Annotated in this window: 18 protein-coding genes; 13 read left to right on the forward strand and 5 right to left on the reverse strand. The window is 41.6% G+C overall.

What is annotated here, in order from left to right; translation table 11 throughout:
- Positions 1-71: 71 nt before the first annotated feature.
- The gene (locus tag AC3IRX_RS08195; protein ID WP_489209599.1) at positions 72-2,345 is read right to left on the reverse strand and encodes an aconitate hydratase; all 2,274 of its coding nucleotides are present in this window, start codon (positions 2,343-2,345) and stop codon (positions 72-74) included.
- A gap of 174 nt (positions 2,346-2,519) precedes the next feature.
- Between AC3IRX_RS08195 and AC3IRX_RS08200 the strand changes: the two genes are divergently transcribed.
- The 9 genes from AC3IRX_RS08200 to AC3IRX_RS08240 all read left to right on the forward strand — a co-directional run bounded on the left by AC3IRX_RS08200 (position 2,520) and on the right by AC3IRX_RS08240 (position 12,081).
- On the forward strand, positions 2,520-3,254 hold the full coding sequence (locus AC3IRX_RS08200) for a WG repeat-containing protein (RefSeq protein WP_489209601.1): 735 nt from the start codon (positions 2,520-2,522) through the stop codon (positions 3,252-3,254).
- Positions 3,255-3,502: 248 nt separating this feature from the next.
- Entirely contained in the window at positions 3,503-3,916 is a 414-nt protein-coding gene (locus AC3IRX_RS08205) for a hypothetical protein (RefSeq protein ID WP_489209603.1), read from the forward strand.
- Positions 3,917-4,172: 256 nt separating this feature from the next.
- The gene (locus AC3IRX_RS08210) at positions 4,173-6,281 is read left to right on the forward strand and encodes a TonB-dependent receptor (RefSeq protein ID WP_489209605.1); all 2,109 of its coding nucleotides are present in this window, start codon (positions 4,173-4,175) and stop codon (positions 6,279-6,281) included.
- Between the two features lie 73 nt (positions 6,282-6,354).
- Positions 6,355-7,044, forward strand: a complete 690-nt coding sequence (locus AC3IRX_RS08215; RefSeq protein WP_489209607.1) for a hypothetical protein — start codon at positions 6,355-6,357, stop codon at positions 7,042-7,044.
- Between the two features lie 9 nt (positions 7,045-7,053).
- The gene (locus AC3IRX_RS08220; RefSeq protein ID WP_459082577.1) at positions 7,054-7,572 is read left to right on the forward strand and encodes an acyl-CoA thioesterase; all 519 of its coding nucleotides are present in this window, start codon (positions 7,054-7,056) and stop codon (positions 7,570-7,572) included.
- A 5-nt stretch (positions 7,573-7,577) separates the two neighbouring features.
- On the forward strand, positions 7,578-8,507 hold the full coding sequence (locus AC3IRX_RS08225; RefSeq protein ID WP_459082575.1) for an NAD(P)-dependent oxidoreductase: 930 nt from the start codon (positions 7,578-7,580) through the stop codon (positions 8,505-8,507).
- Between the two features lie 82 nt (positions 8,508-8,589).
- Entirely contained in the window at positions 8,590-9,843 is a 1,254-nt protein-coding gene (locus AC3IRX_RS08230; RefSeq protein WP_489209610.1) for a serine hydrolase domain-containing protein, read from the forward strand.
- A gap of 40 nt (positions 9,844-9,883) precedes the next feature.
- A complete protein-coding gene (locus tag AC3IRX_RS08235; RefSeq protein ID WP_489209611.1) occupies positions 9,884-11,626 on the forward strand; it encodes an Ig-like domain-containing domain in 1,743 nt (580 codons plus the stop codon).
- Positions 11,623-12,081 (forward strand): heme-binding domain-containing protein, encoded by a 459-nt coding sequence (locus AC3IRX_RS08240; protein ID WP_459082569.1) that lies wholly within the window; start codon positions 11,623-11,625, stop codon positions 12,079-12,081. Before AC3IRX_RS08235 ends, AC3IRX_RS08240 begins: the two co-directional genes overlap by 4 nt.
- Positions 12,082-12,086: 5 nt before the next feature.
- Here the strand turns inward: AC3IRX_RS08240 and AC3IRX_RS08245 are convergent, their stop codons facing one another.
- The 4 genes from AC3IRX_RS08245 to AC3IRX_RS08260 are packed head-to-tail and all read right to left on the reverse strand — an operon-like array spanning position 12,087 to position 14,751.
- Positions 12,087-12,602: an NUDIX hydrolase gene (locus AC3IRX_RS08245; protein ID WP_489209613.1), complete on the reverse strand. Its 516-nt coding sequence runs from the start codon at positions 12,600-12,602 to the stop codon at positions 12,087-12,089.
- Positions 12,602-13,504: a site-specific tyrosine recombinase XerD gene (gene xerD, locus AC3IRX_RS08250; protein ID WP_489209615.1), complete on the reverse strand. Its 903-nt coding sequence runs from the start codon at positions 13,502-13,504 to the stop codon at positions 12,602-12,604. Before xerD ends, AC3IRX_RS08245 begins: the two co-directional genes overlap by 1 nt.
- Positions 13,505-13,942: a deoxycytidylate deaminase gene (locus tag AC3IRX_RS08255; protein ID WP_459082563.1), complete on the reverse strand. Its 438-nt coding sequence runs from the start codon at positions 13,940-13,942 to the stop codon at positions 13,505-13,507.
- Between the two features lie 38 nt (positions 13,943-13,980).
- On the reverse strand, positions 13,981-14,751 hold the full coding sequence (locus AC3IRX_RS08260; protein WP_489209616.1) for an enoyl-CoA hydratase/isomerase family protein: 771 nt from the start codon (positions 14,749-14,751) through the stop codon (positions 13,981-13,983).
- Between the two features lie 239 nt (positions 14,752-14,990).
- Between AC3IRX_RS08260 and AC3IRX_RS08265 the strand changes: the two genes are divergently transcribed.
- The 4 genes from AC3IRX_RS08265 to AC3IRX_RS08280 all read left to right on the forward strand — a co-directional run bounded on the left by AC3IRX_RS08265 (position 14,991) and on the right by AC3IRX_RS08280 (position 18,869).
- Positions 14,991-15,938: a hydrogen peroxide-inducible genes activator gene (locus AC3IRX_RS08265; RefSeq protein WP_489209617.1), complete on the forward strand. Its 948-nt coding sequence runs from the start codon at positions 14,991-14,993 to the stop codon at positions 15,936-15,938.
- A gap of 189 nt (positions 15,939-16,127) precedes the next feature.
- On the forward strand, positions 16,128-17,405 hold the full coding sequence (gene metK, locus AC3IRX_RS08270; protein ID WP_489209618.1) for a methionine adenosyltransferase: 1,278 nt from the start codon (positions 16,128-16,130) through the stop codon (positions 17,403-17,405).
- Between the two features lie 115 nt (positions 17,406-17,520).
- A complete protein-coding gene (locus AC3IRX_RS08275; RefSeq protein WP_489209620.1) occupies positions 17,521-18,003 on the forward strand; it encodes a hypothetical protein in 483 nt (160 codons plus the stop codon).
- A 173-nt stretch (positions 18,004-18,176) separates the two neighbouring features.
- On the forward strand, positions 18,177-18,869 hold the full coding sequence (locus AC3IRX_RS08280) for a YjjG family noncanonical pyrimidine nucleotidase (protein ID WP_489209622.1): 693 nt from the start codon (positions 18,177-18,179) through the stop codon (positions 18,867-18,869).
- Positions 18,870-18,950 lie beyond the last annotated feature (81 nt).

Consider the following 18,950-nt stretch of genomic DNA (forward strand, 5'->3'; position numbering starts at 1 on the left):
AAAGAGTTAATATAGAAAATGCCACAAGGAAATTCCTCGTGGCATTTTTCTATACGCTTAAGCTTTGGAGGTTATCCTTTGCTTGCTTCTTCTGCGATCAAGTTTAATGCAGATCCTGCTTTAAACCATCCGATTTGCTGTTCGTTATACGTATGGTTCGCAACCACGATATCCTTGCTTCCGTCTTCATGAAGGAATTCAAGGGTAAGGGGTTTGCCTGCCGCGAAGTCTTGTAAGTCTACAAAGTTCACGGTATCGTTTTCTTGGATTTTATCGTAATCTTCCTTGTTGTTGAAAGTGATTCCGAGCATCCCTTGCTTTTTAAGATTCGTTTCGTGAATACGAGCAAATGATTTTACAAGTACAGCTCTTACTCCTAGGTGACGAGGTTCCATGGCCGCGTGTTCACGGGAAGATCCTTCACCGTAGTTTTCATCTCCAACCACTAAGGTAGGAACTCCAGCGGCTTTGTAAGCTCTTGCCACGTTCGGTACTTCATCAAAAGAACCGTCCAGAAGGTTTTTCACTTTGTTGGTTTCCATGTTGTAAGCATTTACAGCTCCAATTAACATGTTGTTCGAAATGTTATCAAGGTGACCTCTGTACTTAAGCCAAGGTCCTGCCATGGAGATGTGGTCTGTGGTACATTTACCGTACGCTTTGATAAGAACCTTCGCTCCTTCAATGTTTTTACCATCCCATGGGGTGAAAGGAACCAATAGTTGCAGTCTGTCAGACTCTGGGTTTACATTCACTTGAACGGAAGACCCATCATGAGACGGAGCTTGGTATCCGTTATCTCCAACATCGAACCCTTTTGAAGGAAGTTCAATTCCTTTTGGTTCGTCTAACTTCACTTGCTCACCTTGTTCGTTCGTTAAGGTATCGCTTAGAGGGTTGAAATCTAGGCGTCCTGAAATGGCAATGGCAGCCACCATTTCTGGAGAGGCTACAAAGGCATGAGTATTCGGGTTCCCGTCTGCTCTTTTAGCAAAGTTACGGTTGAACGAGTGAATAATAGAGTTCTTTTCTCCTTTTTCAGCACCTTCACGGTCCCACTGTCCAATACATGGACCACATGCGTTCGTGAAGATTCTTGCATTTTCAAATTTGCGGAAGCTGTCTAGGAATCCATCGCGTTCTGCTGTGAATTTCACTTGTTCAGAACCTGGGTTTACTCCTAGGATTGCTTTTGGTTTAACTCCTTTCGCTACTGCATCTTCTACAATAGAAGCGGCGCGTGATAAATCTTCATACGAAGAGTTCGTACAAGATCCGATAAGAGCCCATTCTACATCTAATGGCCATCCGTTAGCTTCTGCTTTCTCTTTGAATTCAGAGACTGGTGTTGCTAGGTCCGGTGTGAACGGTCCGTTTAGGTGAGGTGTTAATTCGGAAAGATTGATTTCGATAACTTGATCGAAATACTGCTCTGGGTTCGCGTATACTTCTGGGTCGGCAGTTAAATGCTCCTTGATTTGGTCCGCAGCATCCACAACGTCCTGTCTTCCTGTTGCACTTAAGTAACGACGCATAGAATCGTCGTATCCAAATGTAGAAGTGGTCGCTCCAATTTCTGCGCCCATGTTACAGATCGTACCCTTTCCGGTAGCGGACATGCTCTGAGCTCCTTCACCGAAATACTCGACGATGCAGCCCGTTCCTCCTTTCACAGTAAGGATACCCGCCACTTTAAGAATCACGTCTTTTGCTGCAGTCCAGCCACTTAATTTTCCGGTTAATTTAACCCCAATTAATTTAGGCATTTTCAATTCCCATGGCATTCCTGCCATTACGTCAACGGCGTCTGCGCCTCCTACACCAATAGCCACCATTCCAAGACCACCGGCATTCACAGTATGGGAGTCTGTTCCAATCATCATTCCTCCTGGGAATGCATAATTTTCCAGAACTACCTGGTGAATAATACCTGCGCCTGGTTTCCAGAATCCAATTCCGTATTTATCACATACAGAACTCAAGAAATTAAATACTTCAGAGTTTTTATTGATGGATTCTTGTAAATCTTTTTCCGCTCCTACTTTCGCTTGAATAAGGTGATCGGCATGCGCTGTTGAAGGTACGGCAACTTTGCTTTTTCCTGCTTGCATAAATTGAAGGAGTGCCATTTGCGCTGTCGCATCCTGCATCGCCACACGATCCGGAGCGAAATCTACATAAGAATTTCCTCTTTCGTATGCCGCAGTGGTATCGCCTTGCCAAAGGTGAGAGTATAGAATTTTTTCGGATAATGTAAGCGGTTTCCCTACTGCTTTTCTCGCAGTTTCAACACGTTGAGGGTAACGCGCGTACACCTTTTTGATCATTTCAATGTCAAAAGTCATATTGCAAAATGTTTTTGATTTTAAAAATAATAGTTAAAGCCCAAATTTACGAAAAATTTAAGGGTTTGATTCAAAATCCAATTTATATTCGTTATAAATTGTATACCAAAAATCTATTTTTCGAATTCCTCGAAGATGTGTTAACTTTGGCAAGTGTTTAGTGTAGTTAATTTTATGAAGTTATTTTTGAAAAGTCTAGCCTCTATTCTGTTTTGTATATCGATCGGAGTAAGCGGGCAAAAAACGAGTACCCCTACAGCGAAGGAATCGCAAAATTCAAAATACGAGAAAATCAACGATTCCATTCCGGAATTGATTCCGCGGAAACAGGAGGGCAAATTCGGCTTTGTAAATCAAAGTGGGGAAATGATAATACCAGCCCAGTACAAAAATGTGGGATTTTTCACCAACGACTGTAAACTTTTAAACTCTCCCAATGAGAAGCTTAGAGAGTATGGATCGGATGCGTATGCATCGATTCGAACTCTTCAGAATGTAGATTACCGCATTGACAAAGCAGGAAAAAAAGTCTACCGATATAAAGAGGAGGATCTTGGAAAATGTCCATATGAATATAAGGCTCAATTGTACCATTCCTATGTACGTAGTGGATTTTACGGTGTGATTGACCGGAGCAAATTTGAAAATGAGATGGATTACCGACAGTACGTAATCTATCCTCAGTTTCAGTACCTCCACATTATGGAAGGCGATGATTTAGAAAATCCCATGATTATTGCGACTTACGACAATCGATTTGGAGTCATTGACATTGAGGGGAATATAATTATTCCGTTTCGATATGCGGATATAAAACGGAATTTCAGTTGGAAGCTCGCTCGTTTGTTTGAGGTAAGCAACGACGGGAAAGAGTATTATTTTGTAGATCGTTACAACAACCGCTATTAGAGATGCAAAGTCGAAGTATACATCTTTTTCTCGAGAAATATCCAATTAATCCAAAGCATAAACGCCTTATATTAGGTACATTTCATCCCTTGAGAGTAGAGCGTTTTCTTACTCCTTTTTTTTATGGCAATCGGAATAGTATTTGGGGTATTCTACGTGAGGCTTTTCCAAAGCAATTTGTGGCCAAAAGCCAAGAAGAGATTTCTTTAAATGAAATAGTAACGTTTCTGAAGAAAGGAGAAATTGCTATGAGTGACACTGTTTTAAGTTGTATTCGGTTAAATAATTCTGCCCTGGACAGCGCGATGAGCGAGATCGAACTTAACGTAGAACTCGTGGAACAAATTACGAACTCCGATATTAATCAGATTTTTTTCACTAGTAGTTTTGGAAAGAATAGTGCGTTTCGATTGTTTTATGAGGGGATATTAAAGAAGAAGATTACCCCCGAGATGAGAACCAAACGTGAGTTTTTAGATTTGGACACTTTTGGTCGTCCGGTTCGTTACACTCTATTGTTTTCTCCTTCCGGAAGTGCAATGCGCTCGATTGTTCAGAGTCGGGAATATAGAGAAGTTCAGGAGCTCTACAAGGATTTAAAATCTCCTGTTAAGCAATTTCGAGTCGATCGCTACCGAGATGCTTTTTCCTTTGTAAATTAAGAGGTTAGCAAGGGAAAAGGGGGGCAGGGCAAAAGGTATGGGCTTAGGAAGGGTCTTTTTTTTTGGCTGACTCAAATTAAAATGGCTATATTTGCGCCAGAAGTAAAGGGGTGCTACCAAAGAGTGGCTGAGATTATACCCGATGAACCTGGAACAGATAATGCTGTTTAGGGAGCTGCTAAAATGCAATTTTGCAGTATTCACGTATAACTTTTCGACCCCTTTTATTCCTATAAATTTTAAACAATTTAAAAGAATGAAAGGATTATTTTTTTTAGGGCTAATGATGAGCCCGCTCGCCTTTGGGCAACATGTCAAGGAGGATTCAATTTCAGAATCTCTTATTCAAAGTGTTCATTTTACAAGGAGACTTCCCGTCTCGAAAGAAATTCTCAATGTAGAGAAAGACTTAAGCCAAAAGAATTTAGGTCAAGATTTGCCGATTCTACTCAAGAACCAAATTTCGGTGGTTTCAAGTTCCGATGCAGGGAATGGAGTGGGATACACAGGGCTTCGGATTCGAGGCGTGAGTGGAACCTCTATTAATGTCATGATGAATGGGGTGCCTTATAACGATTCCGAATCGCAAGGTACTTTTTTCGTGAACGTGCCAGATTTGACAAGTTCCGCCTCGGCTATTGTAATTCAGAGAGGGGTGGGAACTTCCACCAATGGAGTTTCCGCTTTTGGAGCTAGCGTGAATGTGATTTCCAAAGATCCTGCAGAGGAGTTTTATGTGAGGTCGGACAATAGTTATGGGTCCTTCAACACCTACAAATATTCAGCAGAAATAGGGTCTGGTCTTTTTTGGAATGATCAACTCTCCGTTATGGGTCGATATACGAAGATCCATTCGGACGGGTATATTGATCGAGCGTTTTCGGATTTAGACTCTTACAATCTTTCGGCTCGTTTTCAGAGAGGTTCAACTTCCTTGCGATTGCTAGCCTTCGGGGGAGCAGAACAAACCTATCAAGCTTGGAATGGAATTGACAAAGAGTCATGGGAAACCCGTCCGAAGTTTAATTCATCGGGAGCCATATACAACGACGATTGGAGCGAAATTGTAGGGTTTTATGACAACGAAACTGACAATTATCGTCAAAATCACTATCAGTTTTTATGGGACCAGAAGTTTAACGATTCGTGGAGCTTGCAAACCACCCTGCATTACACAAAGGGAAAAGGGTACTACGAGAATTACAAACAAGGCGTAAGCTATGAAACCTATGGTCTAAGTCCTGTGAACGGCAATGCCTATTCCGATTTTATACGCAAAAAGTGGCTTGATAATGATTTTTATGGGGTGGCTTCGAACTTGTACGGGGATTTATCCGGAATCGATTTGCACTTCGGACTTGTCGCTAATCAATATTTTGGACGCCATTTCGGAGAAGCAAAGGATTATTTGGTTGCGAATTCCGTTTCCAACGAATACTATAGAAATCGTTCGGTGAAAAATGAGGTCTCAGGGTTTGGAAAGGCCATTGCGAAAGTAGGTAGATGGGAAGTTTTCGGAGACTTGCAGATGCGCTCCATCGTCTACGACACAAAGATAATCCAGCCCGGGGATGAGGAAGGGGCCGATTTGAGGAAAAACTGGAATTTCTTTAATCCCAAAGTGGGACTTAATTACCCTATCCCAAGTGGGAAACTCTATCTATCCTATGCGAAAGCAAGCCGCGAACCCAGCAGGGACGATTTGTTTGCAAACCCAGAGATCAAAGAAGAAACCTTGCATGATTTTGAATTAGGATGGGAATACGCTCTAGGCTCTTCCCTTTTGGTTTCTGCAAATCTTTATTATATGCACTATGTGAATCAACTGGTGCTGAGCGGACAGATCAACTCCATAGGGGAATTCATTCGGACAAATTCAGGAAAATCATTTCGCAGTGGCCTCGAAGTTTCTGCTCTTGCTAAGCTTTCGAAAAAATGGGAAATCAATTCCAATTTAACCCTTAGCCGCAATAGAAATGTTGATTTTAAGCTCGAGGACGAAAACGAGGTTGTCAATCTGGGCAATACACCGATTTCCTTTTCACCTGAGTTTCTAGCAAATCTCTCGATTCGCTACAAACCCAATGATGCGCTTTCCTTTGAATTCCAAAATCAATTTGTCGGAAGTCAATACCTTGACAATACGCATACAGAGTCACTTCGAACGGGCTCCTATTTTCTAAGCGATTTAAGTGCTCGGTACCGACTGGAGCTAGCTCGAAATGCAGTAGAATTTAAACTGCTACTGAATAATGTTTTCAATCAGAAATACGTAAACAATGGGTATGTATATGATTCTGAGCCTTTCTATTTTTCCCAAGCGGGCACGAATTTCCTATTTGGATTTAGCTACGAGTTTCGCTAGGAGATATTCTTTCGTTTGACTCTTCACTCACGCTTGGTAGAAGTCCGTTAAAAATAGTAAATTTGCTGGCAATATGAAGCTTGAAACCCAAATTTTAGAGAAACTGAAAGCGGATCATTCCGTAGCGCTTGAAGGATTCGGAACCTTTTATTTGAAAAATTCCGAAGCCAAAATTCTGGAAAAAACGACGCGTATCCTTCCGCCGGCAAAAGAAATTGCCTTGGAATTTGATTATCAGCAGGCGGATAAGGGATTTGCGCAGGAATTAGCCGAGAAGAACATGCAATCCCTTCCCGAGGTGCAAAAAGAAGTCTCGACCCATACCCTGTATTGGAAAAATCAATTGAGCGAGGCTAAAGAATTGAAACTAGAGGGACTTGGAACTTTTTATTCTGACGGTGGCGAGGTGCTTTTTAAAGGACAGCGTCTAGAAATTAGCAGTCCTGACAATTTTGGTCTAGAAGAAATTGACTTAAAAAAACTCAAGGAAAAGAAAGGTTCTGATCGAGATAGTCCTACAGCGTATAAAACTCAAAAATCCTATGGATGGTTGTTGTTACTTCTAATTCCTGCTGCAGGGTTGGTGGTGCTCGCTCTAACGAATAGAGAATTTTTGTTTGGAAAAAACTCGGTCCTTGAAACCCCTCCTCAAATTTCCAAACCAAGTCCTAAAAAAGATACAATCCAAACCGAAACTCCCAAGGCCAATAGACCCACGCTAGAGAGTACTCTATCTACAAACAAGTCCGGCATTAATCCCTAATATTATTACATGGTTAAAAGTAAAAAAGCAAGTGCATCGTTCACCGTAATGACTAACATTGTACTGCCAAACGAAACGAATTCCCTTCGAAACTTATTTGGTGGCGAATTGCTATCACGCATGGATCGATGCGCTTCGATTTCTGCAAGCAGACATTGTGAGCGTAGAGTGGTAACAGCCTCTGTGAATCACGTGTCGTTCAATCATCCAATTCCAGAAGGAGGAATCGTAGTGCTTGAATCCAAAGTATCAAGAGCGTTTTCGACTTCCATGGAGATATACGTCGATGTTTGGCTTGACGATCCCATTTCTCAAAAGAAAATTCACACCAATGAAGGGATTTACACGTTTGTCGCCGTGGATGAATTCAACAAACCTGTGCCGATTCCTCAAATGGAACCAGAAACCGAATTAGAGGTTTCCCGATTTGATGCGGCTCTTCGTAGAAAAGAACTTTCCTTAATTCTATCGGGTCGAATGAAAGCTCAAGACTCCGTAGAGCTTAAAAAATTATTTAGTCAATCCTAAAGGGTATGCGAGTCTTACAGATTGACACCAACCATCCCTTAATTAAAAGCCAGTTAAGCGCAAAAGGGTTTGACATAGAGGAGGACACAAGTTCTAGTTATGAACAAATCCTTTCCAAAATTGGAGCGTACGAAGGACTCATTATTCGAAGTAGAATTCCTTTGGATGCCCATTTTTTAACATCCGCCTCTCATCTGAAATTCATTGCAAGAGTGGGGGCTGGGATGGAGAATATTGATGTGGAGAAAGCAAAGGAACTAAACATAACGCTTATTAATTCTCCAGAAGGGAATCGCGATGCAGTCGCGGAACATGTGATTGGCTCCTTGCTTCTATTAGCCCATCGACTTAAAATAGCCTCCCTTGAGGTCGAAAAAGGAATTTGGCTTCGTGAAGAAAACCGAGGCGATGAACTGCTCGGAAAAACCTTTGGACTTATTGGGTATGGGAACATGGGCAAAGCCACAGCTCGGCGACTTTCGGGCTTTGGAATGCAGGTGATTTTTCACGACCTTAAGTCTGGAATTGAAGATGAGTACGCAAAGCAGGTTTCTTTGAATGAACTTCAACAAAGAGCAGACATCGTGAGTCTTCATGTTCCTTTCACAGAGCTTACCCACCACATGATTGATGAGGGTTTTATCGCAGCCATGCAAAAACCTTTCTATTTAATCAACACGGCGAGAGGGAAAGCGGTTAAAACGAAAGATTTAGTTAATGGACTAGAATCCGGGAAAGTAATTTGCGCCGCCCTAGATGTTTTGGAGCAGGAAAAAGCCTCGTTTGAGAATTTGGATTCAAGTGATTCTTCGATAGGGTATCTTGCTAGTTCTCCGCGTGTTCTGCTAACCCCGCACATTGCAGGATGGACCGTTCAGAGCAAAGAAAAATTAGCGCAATTTATCGTGGATAAAATCCTGGCTCAGTTTAGTTAACATTTCTTTATGATTTGAGTCTTATTATAATTTCTTAATTTCTCTTATCTTGCGCTCGATTAAAGACGAAAAAGAGGAATAGATGAGAGTTTTTAGGAGGATGATGTGGTGGGTTCTTTTGCCTGCATTACTACTAAGCTGTAAAGAAAATCAAAAAAGCAAAGAATCAAGTTCAACGCATTCACTACCGAGCTTTAGCCATGTAAATTTAGACGACGTATTTCATGCCAAAGACAACAAGGTTCCCCAGCAAGGAGAAATTGAACAAACCCTTGATCAGTATTATCAAAGAGTTTGGGAAAGAGGCAACCTGTGGGGAGGTTTTATTGTAGCAAAAGGGGATAATATCCTTTATGAGAATTACCGAGGTTACGCACAGGCGAATAACGAGGAACCGATTGACAAGCATACCGCACTGCATGTCGCTTCTGTAAGTAAGTCCGTGACGGCGATGGCCGTCCTCAGACTCATCGAAGCGCAGAAATTAACCCTGGACCAAGATTTGAAAACGATTTTCCCTAAATTTCCTTACACGGGAATTACAGTGAAAATGCTTTTGAATCAACGAAGCGGGCTGCCAAAATACGAGTACGTAATCGAGCGCATTAAGCCGGAGCCCAAAGAATTGGCCAAAGAGTATTTGGACAATGAAGACATCCTAAATTTATTGATTCAGTACAAACCGGATTTGGCGAGAAAGCCGGACACTGGGTTTATGTATTGCAATACCAATTATGCACTCTTAGCCCTTGTCGTAGAAAAGGTGACCAAGACGAAGTTTCCTGAGGCCATGAAGGAAATGATTTTCGATCCGCTTGAAATGAAGGATTCTTATATTTTTCAGCAGAAGGATACCTTAACGGCGGCCAAGTCTTTTTATGCCAGAGGACCTAGTGTGCATCCATACGATCGTCTCGATCTAATTTACGGGGATAAGAATCTTTATACCACGCCTCGAGATCTACTTAATTTTTCCAAAGCACTTTATGCGGAGAATTTTTTAAGCAAAGAGTTAATGGATGCGGTATTCTCTCCATACAGTAATGAAAGACCGGGTGTGAATAATTACGGGTTTGGCTTTCGAATGAAGATTTTTGATGAAAACAGCAAGCTTACTTACCACAACGGTTGGTGGCACGGAACGAATTCTGTGTTTGGGCACTTGCTTCAGTCCAAGGTCACAATTATAGCTATTGGGAATAAGTTTTCACAGCGCGTATACTCCGCACTTGCCCTTTCTGCTCTCTTTGAAAATTTCCCTTATGAGGCTGAAAAGTTGAAGAAAGATATTGCGCCTATTTTCCCTGCGAATGAGGACTCCGCACAAGGCGGTTGAAAGTGAGCAATAAATGATTAAATTTGCCTAAAGTATTTGCATGAAAAAGCTGGTTTTCTTTTTAGGTTTAAGCCTTATTCTAACCTCTTGCGCTAGGGTAGGCTCCCCCGAAGGAGGAGCGAAGGATTCGCTTGCCCCTCGATTTATGGGGTCTAATATTGACACCACCCGAATCAACGTTCCGACTTCCCTTAAATCACTTCAGCTTGATTTTGATGAATACGTGACGTTAAAGGACGTGCAACGTAACCTTACAATTTCTCCGCCCATTAAGATCAAGAGGATTCTACCCTCGATGTTAGGAAATAAATACGTCCTAATCGAGTGGGAAGAACCTTTGCTAGAAAATACAACTTATAATCTGAATTTTGGAAACGCTATAGCGGACCTAAACGAAGGGAATGTACTTTCCTATTTTAATTATGCATTTTCTACGGGAGATTATTTGGATGAAACCTATATCAGTGGAGAGGTGAAAGATGGGATGCTTAGAACGCGCGAGGAAGACGAACTTCAGCCGACCCGAAAATCAGATTACGTGGTGGGTCTTTATCAAGAAAAAGACTCTATGGACTACCGAGTTAAGCCATACTACATTACCAAAGCGGATCCAGACGGATACTATGAGCTAAACTACCTGACTCCCGGAATCTATCGATTGCTAGCTTTTGAAGATGAGAATCAAAATTCAGTCTTTGACGCAGGAGAAGAAAAGGTCGCTTTTCTAAAAGATACGATTGACTTGAAGCAAAGCATTTCAGGTCTTCCCATTACCCTTTATCCAAGCAAGAAACCCATCCGATACAAAGAGACAAAAGAATCCATTGGTGGATTTACTCTTTTCTTTGAAGGGGAGCCAAGGTCCGTTTCTGTTCAATTGGACGATCGGATAAAGGATTACAAAGTCACCTATAAGCCTTATTCGGATTCGCTCCATGTTTGGTTCGATGCTCGTAAGGAAGACATTGGAATTACGCAAAGTGAAAACATTAAGCTTTCCTATCAGGCAGACGATAAAACCGGGGAAGCCTCCTTATTCTATCGATTGAATCCACAAAATGAAATGACACTTTCCAATGCGAAAGGAAATGTCATTCCACCGAATTCTCCTTTTGAAATTATCTCAAATTATCCGATTGATACTGTGAATTCGCAGAATTGGTCCTTGAAAGTGGACAGCGTGACGACCCTAGAGTTTAAAACACTAATCGATGAGATCGATCCGAAAAAATTAAAGATCGATGCCCACTTTGAGAGCGGAAAAAAATACAGTTTAACCCTTCCAAAAGAAAGTGTAAGTTCTTATTATATTTCCAATGAGAAGGCCTACCAATTTAATTTTGAAGTAGACAAGGAAGAAAATTACGGTACCTTAGTCCTTCAATTGCAGGGCGCACCGCAGTCTAAATTCTGGATTCAGTTTCTAGATCAAAACGAAGTGGTCAAGTTTCAACGTTTGGCAGAAGGCTCCGAGCACCGGTTTACCGAAATACCACCCGCCACGTATCAATTGCGAATTTTAGTGGATCAAAATGGAAATGGAGTTTGGGATGCGGCTGATTTCGCAAACTTTGAATATGCCGAACCGGTTTTTGTATTTCCGAAACGAATTGAGATTCGAGGACTTTGGGAGAACCGAGAAAGTTGGGATTTAACGACCGGATCGACTGAGACCCCGAACATTCAGCCGGATCCTCTCATGGACCTCTCAGTGGAGAAGTCCACTACAGACTCTCTTAAAGTCCCTATCGATTCCTTAGAGCAGAGCGTACAACCCTTATGAAAAAAACTCTACTAAACATTCTTTATTACGGTCTTATTGTCTTTGCACTAATTCAGTTTATTCCGGTCGACCGAACGAACCCTCCCGTAAAGGCTTCGGAAGATTTTGTACACGTTATGAATACCCCTAAGGAAGTTCGTAGCGTTCTTCGTACTTCTTGTTATGATTGTCATTCGAACGAAACCCGCTATCCGAATGTCGCGTACGTGGCTCCTCTTTCTTGGTCTATCAAGCATAATGTGAACAAAGCGAGGACTCACCTTAATTTCTCCACCTGGGAGACGGCTAATCACGATCTCAAAACGGACAGACTCGAAAACTCAATTGAAGTGGTAAAAGCGAGTAAAATGCCTATTGCAGGGTATGTGGCTCAGCATCCTAAGGCCAGACTTGATGCAAGACAAAGAAAATTACTTGTAGATTATTTCCAAGGGATACTTGAACAAACGCCGTAATTGATTTATTTGTACGTGCTGAGAAATTTTTTTTGCGATTCAAAGGCCCACTTAGTGAGGTCTAATTGATTTAGATTCATCCATTCGACGGAATGAATTTCGCCCCGATCGATTGTAATTGGAGGCTTTTCATTGACCCGATACTCTACGAAAAGATCAAGTGTGTGGTAGAGTATCCCTTTGTACGGATATTCGTTGGGTCTAGACTTAAGAATTTTTAGAGAATTTAGTTCCAGTTCGATTTTAAGTTCTTCACGCACTTCACGGGAGCAAGCCTGTTCAGCACTTTCGTTAGGATCGACAAACCCTCCGGGTAAATCGAGCAAACCTTTTCCGGGGTCCAAATTTCTTTTGGTTACTAAAATTTCATCTTCGCAGCGAATAACGACCGCCACGGCGGCCGCACAATTATGATAGAGCGTAAATTGACATTGCGTACAACTCCAACGTTTCTCTCCGTCCCAAGTAAGACTGCTATTTCCACAATGGGGGCAATATTTTAACTCAGTCCCTCCTTTCATTATTTCGCATTTCTAGGATGGAAATTTAAAATCACTTGCCGCAATTCGTCTGTTTTTAGATGGGTGTAAATTCCTGTGGTCGTAATGCTGGAATGACCAAGCATTTCTTGAATAAAACGAAGGTCGGCACCGTTTTGAAGCAGGTGAGTGGCAAAAGAATGTCGAAAGGTGTGAGGGGATATTTTTTTATGAATCCCAGCCTTTTCGGCAAGTTCTTTAATGATGATAAATACAATCACTCTAGACATGGAAGAGCCTCTGCTGTTAAGGAAGAGATGGTCTTCAAATTTTTTATGAATTTTGTAGGAAGAGCGCACCTCATGAATGTAATTTTTAATGAGTTTAGCGGTGTACGCTGCCAAGGGAACGAAACGCACTTTGTTTCCTTTTCCCACCACTTTTAGATAGCCTTCTTTAAAGTTAATGGCTGAAATTTTGAGATCAATTAATTCGGAAACGCGAAGGCCACATCCGTACAAAACTTCAATAATGCAATAATTACGCTGTCCAAGTGGAGTTTGTTGTTCCACGGCCTGCATAATTTTTTCTACGTCTTCAAAGCTAAGTGTGTCGGGGAGATAGAGGCCTAGTTTGGGTCCCTCGAGGAGGGTGGCCGGGTTGTCTGATCGAATTTCTTCTTCTAACAAATATTTAAAAAATGCTTTCGTGGAGGACACCCAGCGAGCCTGGGTTCTCTCACTTAATTTTTCTTTTGATAAATGGTACAAAAACTCTTGAAGGTGAGCATACGTGATCGAATCCGGAGTAACTTGGAGCTCGGTCGTGGCAAAATCACTTAGCTTCATTAAATCCCGAAGGTAGGCATCGACTGAATTGTCCGAAAACTGCCTTTCGAATCTTAAAAAATGTTCAAAATCGTTAAGTCTCTCTTCCCACTTCATTTACTCAGATTTAATAATTTCGCTTCGTTCAATTTGTAAAACTTCGACCCCGTGGCTTTTCAAAAAGGAAATGCCTTGATTGTCGGAGTAGGCGTCCATGTAGACCACTCGGGAAATGCCCGACTGCAAGACTAGTTTACTGCATTCTTTGCAAGGAGATAAGGTAATGTAAAGCGTAGCGCCTTTCGCAGACTGGGTCGAACTTGCGAGTTTAAGGATGGCATTCGCCTCGGCATGCAGCACATACCAGTGTGTATTTCCTTCGCAATCTTCGCATTGATTTTCAGACCCCGAGGGTGTGCCGTTATAACCGTCCGAAATGATCATACGGTCCTTCACCACCAATGCACCCACTTTTTTACGTTGGCAATAGGAAAGTTTCGCCCATTCTTGTGCCATTTTAAGGTATGCAAGATCAAATTTGTTATAACTTACCATAGTTTCATTTCTATCCAAAGCTTCCGGTTTGAGAATGTTTAAAATTTAGGTTTTCTTTTCTCTAAAAAGGCACTCACGCCTTCTTTTTTATCGCTCAGTTCAAAGAGTACTCCAAACTGTTCAATTTCATAATCAAATCCCTCTGAGCTGTCCGATAAATTTACCGCTTTAATGGCTCTAGAGATTCCTTGAGGCGAGTTTTTCGCGATCGTCTGTGCAAGTAAGATCGTCTGCGCAAGCAATTCCTCCTGCGAAAAAACCTCATTCACGAGTCCAATTTCTTTTGCTTTTTCTGCGCTCACCATTTTGGCTGAAAAAATAAGTTCATTTGCATGTCCTTTTCCTACTAATTTTGGAAGTCTTTGCGTTCCACCGTATCCAGGAATAAGCCCAAGGGTTACTTCCGGGAGACCTAGTTTTGCATTGGTGGATGCGTATCGAATATGACAGGCCATGGCAAGCTCTAATCCTCCGCCAAGCGCAAAGCCGTTGACAGCAGCAAGGACGGGTTTGGAAAGATTTTCAATTTTATTAAACAGACGGTCTTGTCCTTTTCGTGCAAGTTCTTCTGCTTGCTCCGTGGTGAAATCACTAAACTCCTTGATGTCCGCTCCCGCGACAAAAGCTTTCTCGCCTTCCCCTGTGAGAATAACGACGCGACAACTCAAATCTTTATCGAGCTCATCCAGTGCAGCCGAAAGTTCTTCAATAGTTTGGGAATTTAGGGCGTTTAAGCTTTGCGGACGAGAGATTGTTAAAAGTGTGTAATGCTCGTTCTTTGATAGTTTTATTGTATCGTACGTACTCATGGAAATTCTGATTTTCGTTTGAACATGCAAATTAGTATTTTTTTCTCATATGAGATGCGAATTTGCCTTGTAAATGAGGGAAATGAGTCTTTCAATTCCAGGAGGAATGGAGAGCGATGGGGTGATCGTTGTCGAAAAAAAAGGACCTTTAGAGTAAGCTCGAAGCGCTTCTTTTCGAGCTGAAGTTGAGCGTGATTCCATAGAAAACAACTATATTTGCAAGTGCTAATACATCCACAATGAATATTCAACAGTTAGAGTACCTAATCGCCGTAGATAAGTTTCGACATTTCGGAAAAGCCGCGCAGGCGTGTTTTATTACGCAGCCTACTTTAAGTGCGATGATTCAAAAGTTCGAAGACGAATTAGATGTGAAAGTTTTTGACCGAACCACCCATCCTATACGCACGACCGATGTGGGTGTTGAAATTATTGTGCAAGCCAAGAAAGTAATTGATGCCGTCAATGAGCTACGAAGCAAAGCCGATTTGTTAAACAATGTATTAGGAGGGAAAATTACCCTCGGAATTATCCCCACAATTTCTACCTACATTCTGCCTACAGAAATTTTCGACTTTCTTTCTACCCATGAAAAGATTGAAATGAAAGTGAAGGAGATGACCACCGATGGAATCATTAAAGGATTAAAGTCCGGTGAGTTAGATGCAGGAATTATTTCTACACCCTACGAAGCAGCAAGCGAATTCTATCATGAGTTTCTCTTTAACGAGGAATTAATGGTTTATTCAAGCGATTTAGATTCAAAGGAAGATTCCTTTGTGATTCCAGAGGAACTTGATGTAGAGAAAGTATGGCTTTTAGAAGAAGGAAACTGTCTTCGCACTCAATTCGAGAACATATGTAAGTTGAAGGAGAACTCTCTAAAGCCAAAGAATTTAGACTTCTTAGCCTCCAGCATCAATACCCTAGTGCAGATGGTGGATCGAGTGGGAGGTGTCACGGTGATACCCGAGCTAGCTCAAGGACAATTGTCCAGTGAGCAAAAGCAGAAGTTGCATCGATTCAGAAAGCCTTTTCCGTATAGGGAAGTTAGTTTAATTTATTATAAGCCCACGTACAAGCAAAAAATTGTAGATGAGTTAGTCCAAGCAATCAAGTCTTCAGTGGAGCCAAAATTAAACTACAATAATGCTCCCGAAGAATTCGTAGGCGTTCGACCCCAGTAAAAGAAAAGCCCGTTAGTTTTTTTGCAGAGTTGGAATATAGTCTGTAAATTTGCCCAGTGAAAGCAGAGGAAAAATTTGTGCTGATTGCAACCTCGTAAAAAAATGCTAAAACAGATATTTTTCTATTTTAGTTTCTTTTGCAATTCTGCACTTTTTCGTACGTATAATCTTTAATATAAGAAACTTAATATGCCTTATTTATTTACATCTGAGTCTGTCTCTGAGGGGCATCCAGATAAAATTGCGGACCAAATATCAGACGCCTTAATTGATCATTTTCTAGCCTACGATCCGAGTTCGAAAGTGGCCTGTGAGACCTTAGTGACCACGGGTCAAGTGGTACTTGCCGGCGAGGTAAAATCCAGTACTTATCTTGATGTACAGTCTATCGCAAGAGACGTAATTAACCAAATTGGATACACGAAAGGAGAATATATGTTCGCAGGAGATTCTTGCGGTGTAATTTCCGCGATTCACGATCAATCGCCCGATATTAATCAGGGAGTGGATCGTGTAATTGAAGGGGAAGACTTTGAACTTAGAGCCAATGCGCAAGGTGCAGGAGACCAGGGAATGATGTTTGGGTATGCCACTAACGAAACGGCTCATTATATGCCACTCGCACTCGATTTGGCACACACCATTTTAAGAGAGTTGGCAATCCTTCGTAAGGAGGGAGTAATTCCATATTTGCGTCCAGATTCAAAATCTCAGGTGACCATTGAATACTCCGACGATCACAAACCGATTCGAATTGATTCGATCGTAGTCTCAACCCAGCACGATGAATTTGGAGCAGACCAAGAAATGCTAGCTAAGATTCGAAAAGACATGATCGAGATCCTGATTCCGCGCGTGAAAGCAAATCAGAAACTAGAGGTTCAAGATTTATTCAATGACCAGATTAAATACCACATCAATCCTACCGGGAAATTCGTCATTGGAGGACCTCATGGAGATACAGGACTTACAGGTCGAAAAATCATTGTAGATACCTACGGAGGAAAAGGGGCCCACGGTGGAGGAGCTTTCTCAGGAAAGGATCCGTCGAAAGTGGACCGAAGTGCGGCCTATGCCACGCGACACATCGCAAAGAATTTAGTAGCTGCAGGAGTAGCGGACGAGGTTTTAGTACAGGTGTCTTATGCCATTGGAGTTCCAGAGCCATGTGGTCTAAACATTACAACGAATGGAACGGGCAAGGTGGGACTAAGTGACAGCGAGATCGCGGCGAAAGTTCTTGAACTTTTTGATTTACGCCCCTATGCGATTGAGCAAAACTTAAAACTAAGAAATCCTATTTACCAAGAAACGGCGGCCTATGGCCACATGGGAAGAGAGCATTATATTGGAAACAAGACTTTCAACAAAGGAAAAAGCAACGAGCTCACCCTGGAAGGTCTGGAATTCTTCACTTGGGAAAAATTAGACCGCCAAGACGATATCAAAGCAAAATTTGGACTTTAGTCTAGTCCTTTTTTTTAAAATACGAATTGCAGCCTTCGAGAGTTTTCTCGAAGGCTGTTATTTCTTAAGGAACTTCACATAACTTTTTCTAAATTTGCTTAAATATATTTCCGAAATGAAACGAGTGCTTTCCCTACTGTTTTTCGTGTTACTTCTAAGCCCATTTGCAGCGCAACTTACGGTTCATAAAATGGCGCATGTGGGTTACGTATACCAAAACCAGAGTTTTGGAGAAGTAGGACTACGAGCCCTTATGTTAAGTAACGACGATGTACTTTACCGAGTGGGAGGATCTGCTTTAATCGGGGCTCATGAAGGGGAGGTGAAGGTTCTGCCTAAGTTGCAAACAGACGTTTTGCTTAATTTTCAAAAGGGAGTTGACTTTTACCATTCATACTATTTTCTAGCCGGAGCAGAGTTTACCACAAAGTACATTGCTCCTAAAGTGGGATTTTCGCTTTTTGGGATTCTAGATCTCTCTGCGGGGTATGGATTTTCAATTGATGACAAAGGACTAGATGGCAAAAAGCTGGAAGGGCTCAATATTAACTTGGCGCTGAACTTACCCTTTGTAATGATAGGCGAGCTCCTTAATTAAGAACGAATTCTACTTTTCAACTCATTTCTTAAGTTCGAGTCGTACCCTCCTGCTTCTACTTTCAAAGAAGGCAGCGTACTTCTGCACATTTTTATAAATTCATTCAGGATAAATCAAAGAGATTGAGCCGTTAATCTTTCCATTACGAATTGATTTTTAGTAAATTTGAACCTATGATTAACCATCTTTTTTTTGATCTAGACAACACCCTTTGGGACCACCGAAAGAATGCCGAATTGACTTTGGCGGGTCTCTTTAAACAGGAAAATATTCAGCAGCAGTACGGACTTCAATTTGACGAATTCTATAAAGAGTATTATACGGTAAATGAAGATTTATGGGCTAAGATCCGTAATGGAAGCATTGATAAAGCTTATTTAAGAACCCATCGGTTTTTGGATACCTTTCGTGCTTTTGAAATTGACAATGCACCGCTAGCCGCCCTTTTTGAGAGTCGTTTTCTGGATGAAATTTTGCAATACAACGAACTGGTTCCTGGAACCTTTGAATTACTGGAATACCTAAGCGAAAAGAAGTATACAATGCATATTCTATCGAATGGGTTTGAAGAGGTGACAGCTCGCAAATGCGAACTCTCAGGAATTAAATCTTATTTTAAGACCATTACAAGCGCGGATGAAATTGAGATTAGAAAGCCAGACCCAAAGCTTTTTCAATGGGCGTTCGACAAGACAGATGCGAGAGTAGAGAATTCTATTTACATTGGAGACGATTGGATTGCAGACGTGGAAGGAGCGCTTAATTTTGGTATGCGCGCCATTTTCTTAGATGTTTTTGAAGACCGGTACACAGCACCTGGAGTGGAGGTTGTTCGCTCTTTGCATGAAATCAAGGACCTTTTGTAGAGAGGTAAAATTTCACTAAAGTTTTTAAAAATAAAATCCGCCTTTTTGCAAGTAAAAAGGCGGAGGTTACTATTAGAGTTT

The organism is Epilithonimonas sp. KH_059 (genome assembly GCF_057838485.1).

Bases quoted from the DNA above. Each gene is read 5' to 3' on its own strand.
- AC3IRX_RS08265 (WP_489209617.1), top strand. From the start codon at position 14,991: ATGAATATTCAACAGTTAGAGTACCTAATCGCCGTAGATAAGTTTCGA.
- AC3IRX_RS08245 (WP_489209613.1), bottom strand. From the start codon at position 12,602: ATGAAAGGAGGGACTGAGTTAAAATATTGCCCCCATTGTGGAAATAGC.
- AC3IRX_RS08220 (WP_459082577.1), top strand. From the start codon at position 7,054: ATGGTTAAAAGTAAAAAAGCAAGTGCATCGTTCACCGTAATGACTAAC.
- AC3IRX_RS08215 (WP_489209607.1), top strand. From the start codon at position 6,355: ATGAAGCTTGAAACCCAAATTTTAGAGAAACTGAAAGCGGATCATTCC.
- AC3IRX_RS08225 (WP_459082575.1), top strand. From the start codon at position 7,578: ATGCGAGTCTTACAGATTGACACCAACCATCCCTTAATTAAAAGCCAG.
- AC3IRX_RS08195 (WP_489209599.1), bottom strand. From the start codon at position 2,345: ATGACTTTTGACATTGAAATGATCAAAAAGGTGTACGCGCGTTACCCT.
- AC3IRX_RS08240 (WP_459082569.1), top strand. From the start codon at position 11,623: ATGAAAAAAACTCTACTAAACATTCTTTATTACGGTCTTATTGTCTTT.
- AC3IRX_RS08210 (WP_489209605.1), top strand. From the start codon at position 4,173: ATGAAAGGATTATTTTTTTTAGGGCTAATGATGAGCCCGCTCGCCTTT.
- AC3IRX_RS08280 (WP_489209622.1), top strand. From the start codon at position 18,177: ATGATTAACCATCTTTTTTTTGATCTAGACAACACCCTTTGGGACCAC.
- AC3IRX_RS08275 (WP_489209620.1), top strand. From the start codon at position 17,521: ATGAAACGAGTGCTTTCCCTACTGTTTTTCGTGTTACTTCTAAGCCCA.
- AC3IRX_RS08230 (WP_489209610.1), top strand. From the start codon at position 8,590: ATGAGAGTTTTTAGGAGGATGATGTGGTGGGTTCTTTTGCCTGCATTA.
- xerD (WP_489209615.1), bottom strand. From the start codon at position 13,504: ATGAAGTGGGAAGAGAGACTTAACGATTTTGAACATTTTTTAAGATTC.
- AC3IRX_RS08260 (WP_489209616.1), bottom strand. From the start codon at position 14,751: ATGAGTACGTACGATACAATAAAACTATCAAAGAACGAGCATTACACA.
- AC3IRX_RS08205 (WP_489209603.1), top strand. From the start codon at position 3,503: ATGAGTGACACTGTTTTAAGTTGTATTCGGTTAAATAATTCTGCCCTG.
- AC3IRX_RS08255 (WP_459082563.1), bottom strand. From the start codon at position 13,942: ATGGTAAGTTATAACAAATTTGATCTTGCATACCTTAAAATGGCACAA.
- AC3IRX_RS08200 (WP_489209601.1), top strand. From the start codon at position 2,520: ATGAAGTTATTTTTGAAAAGTCTAGCCTCTATTCTGTTTTGTATATCG.
- metK (WP_489209618.1), top strand. From the start codon at position 16,128: ATGCCTTATTTATTTACATCTGAGTCTGTCTCTGAGGGGCATCCAGAT.
- AC3IRX_RS08235 (WP_489209611.1), top strand. From the start codon at position 9,884: ATGAAAAAGCTGGTTTTCTTTTTAGGTTTAAGCCTTATTCTAACCTCT.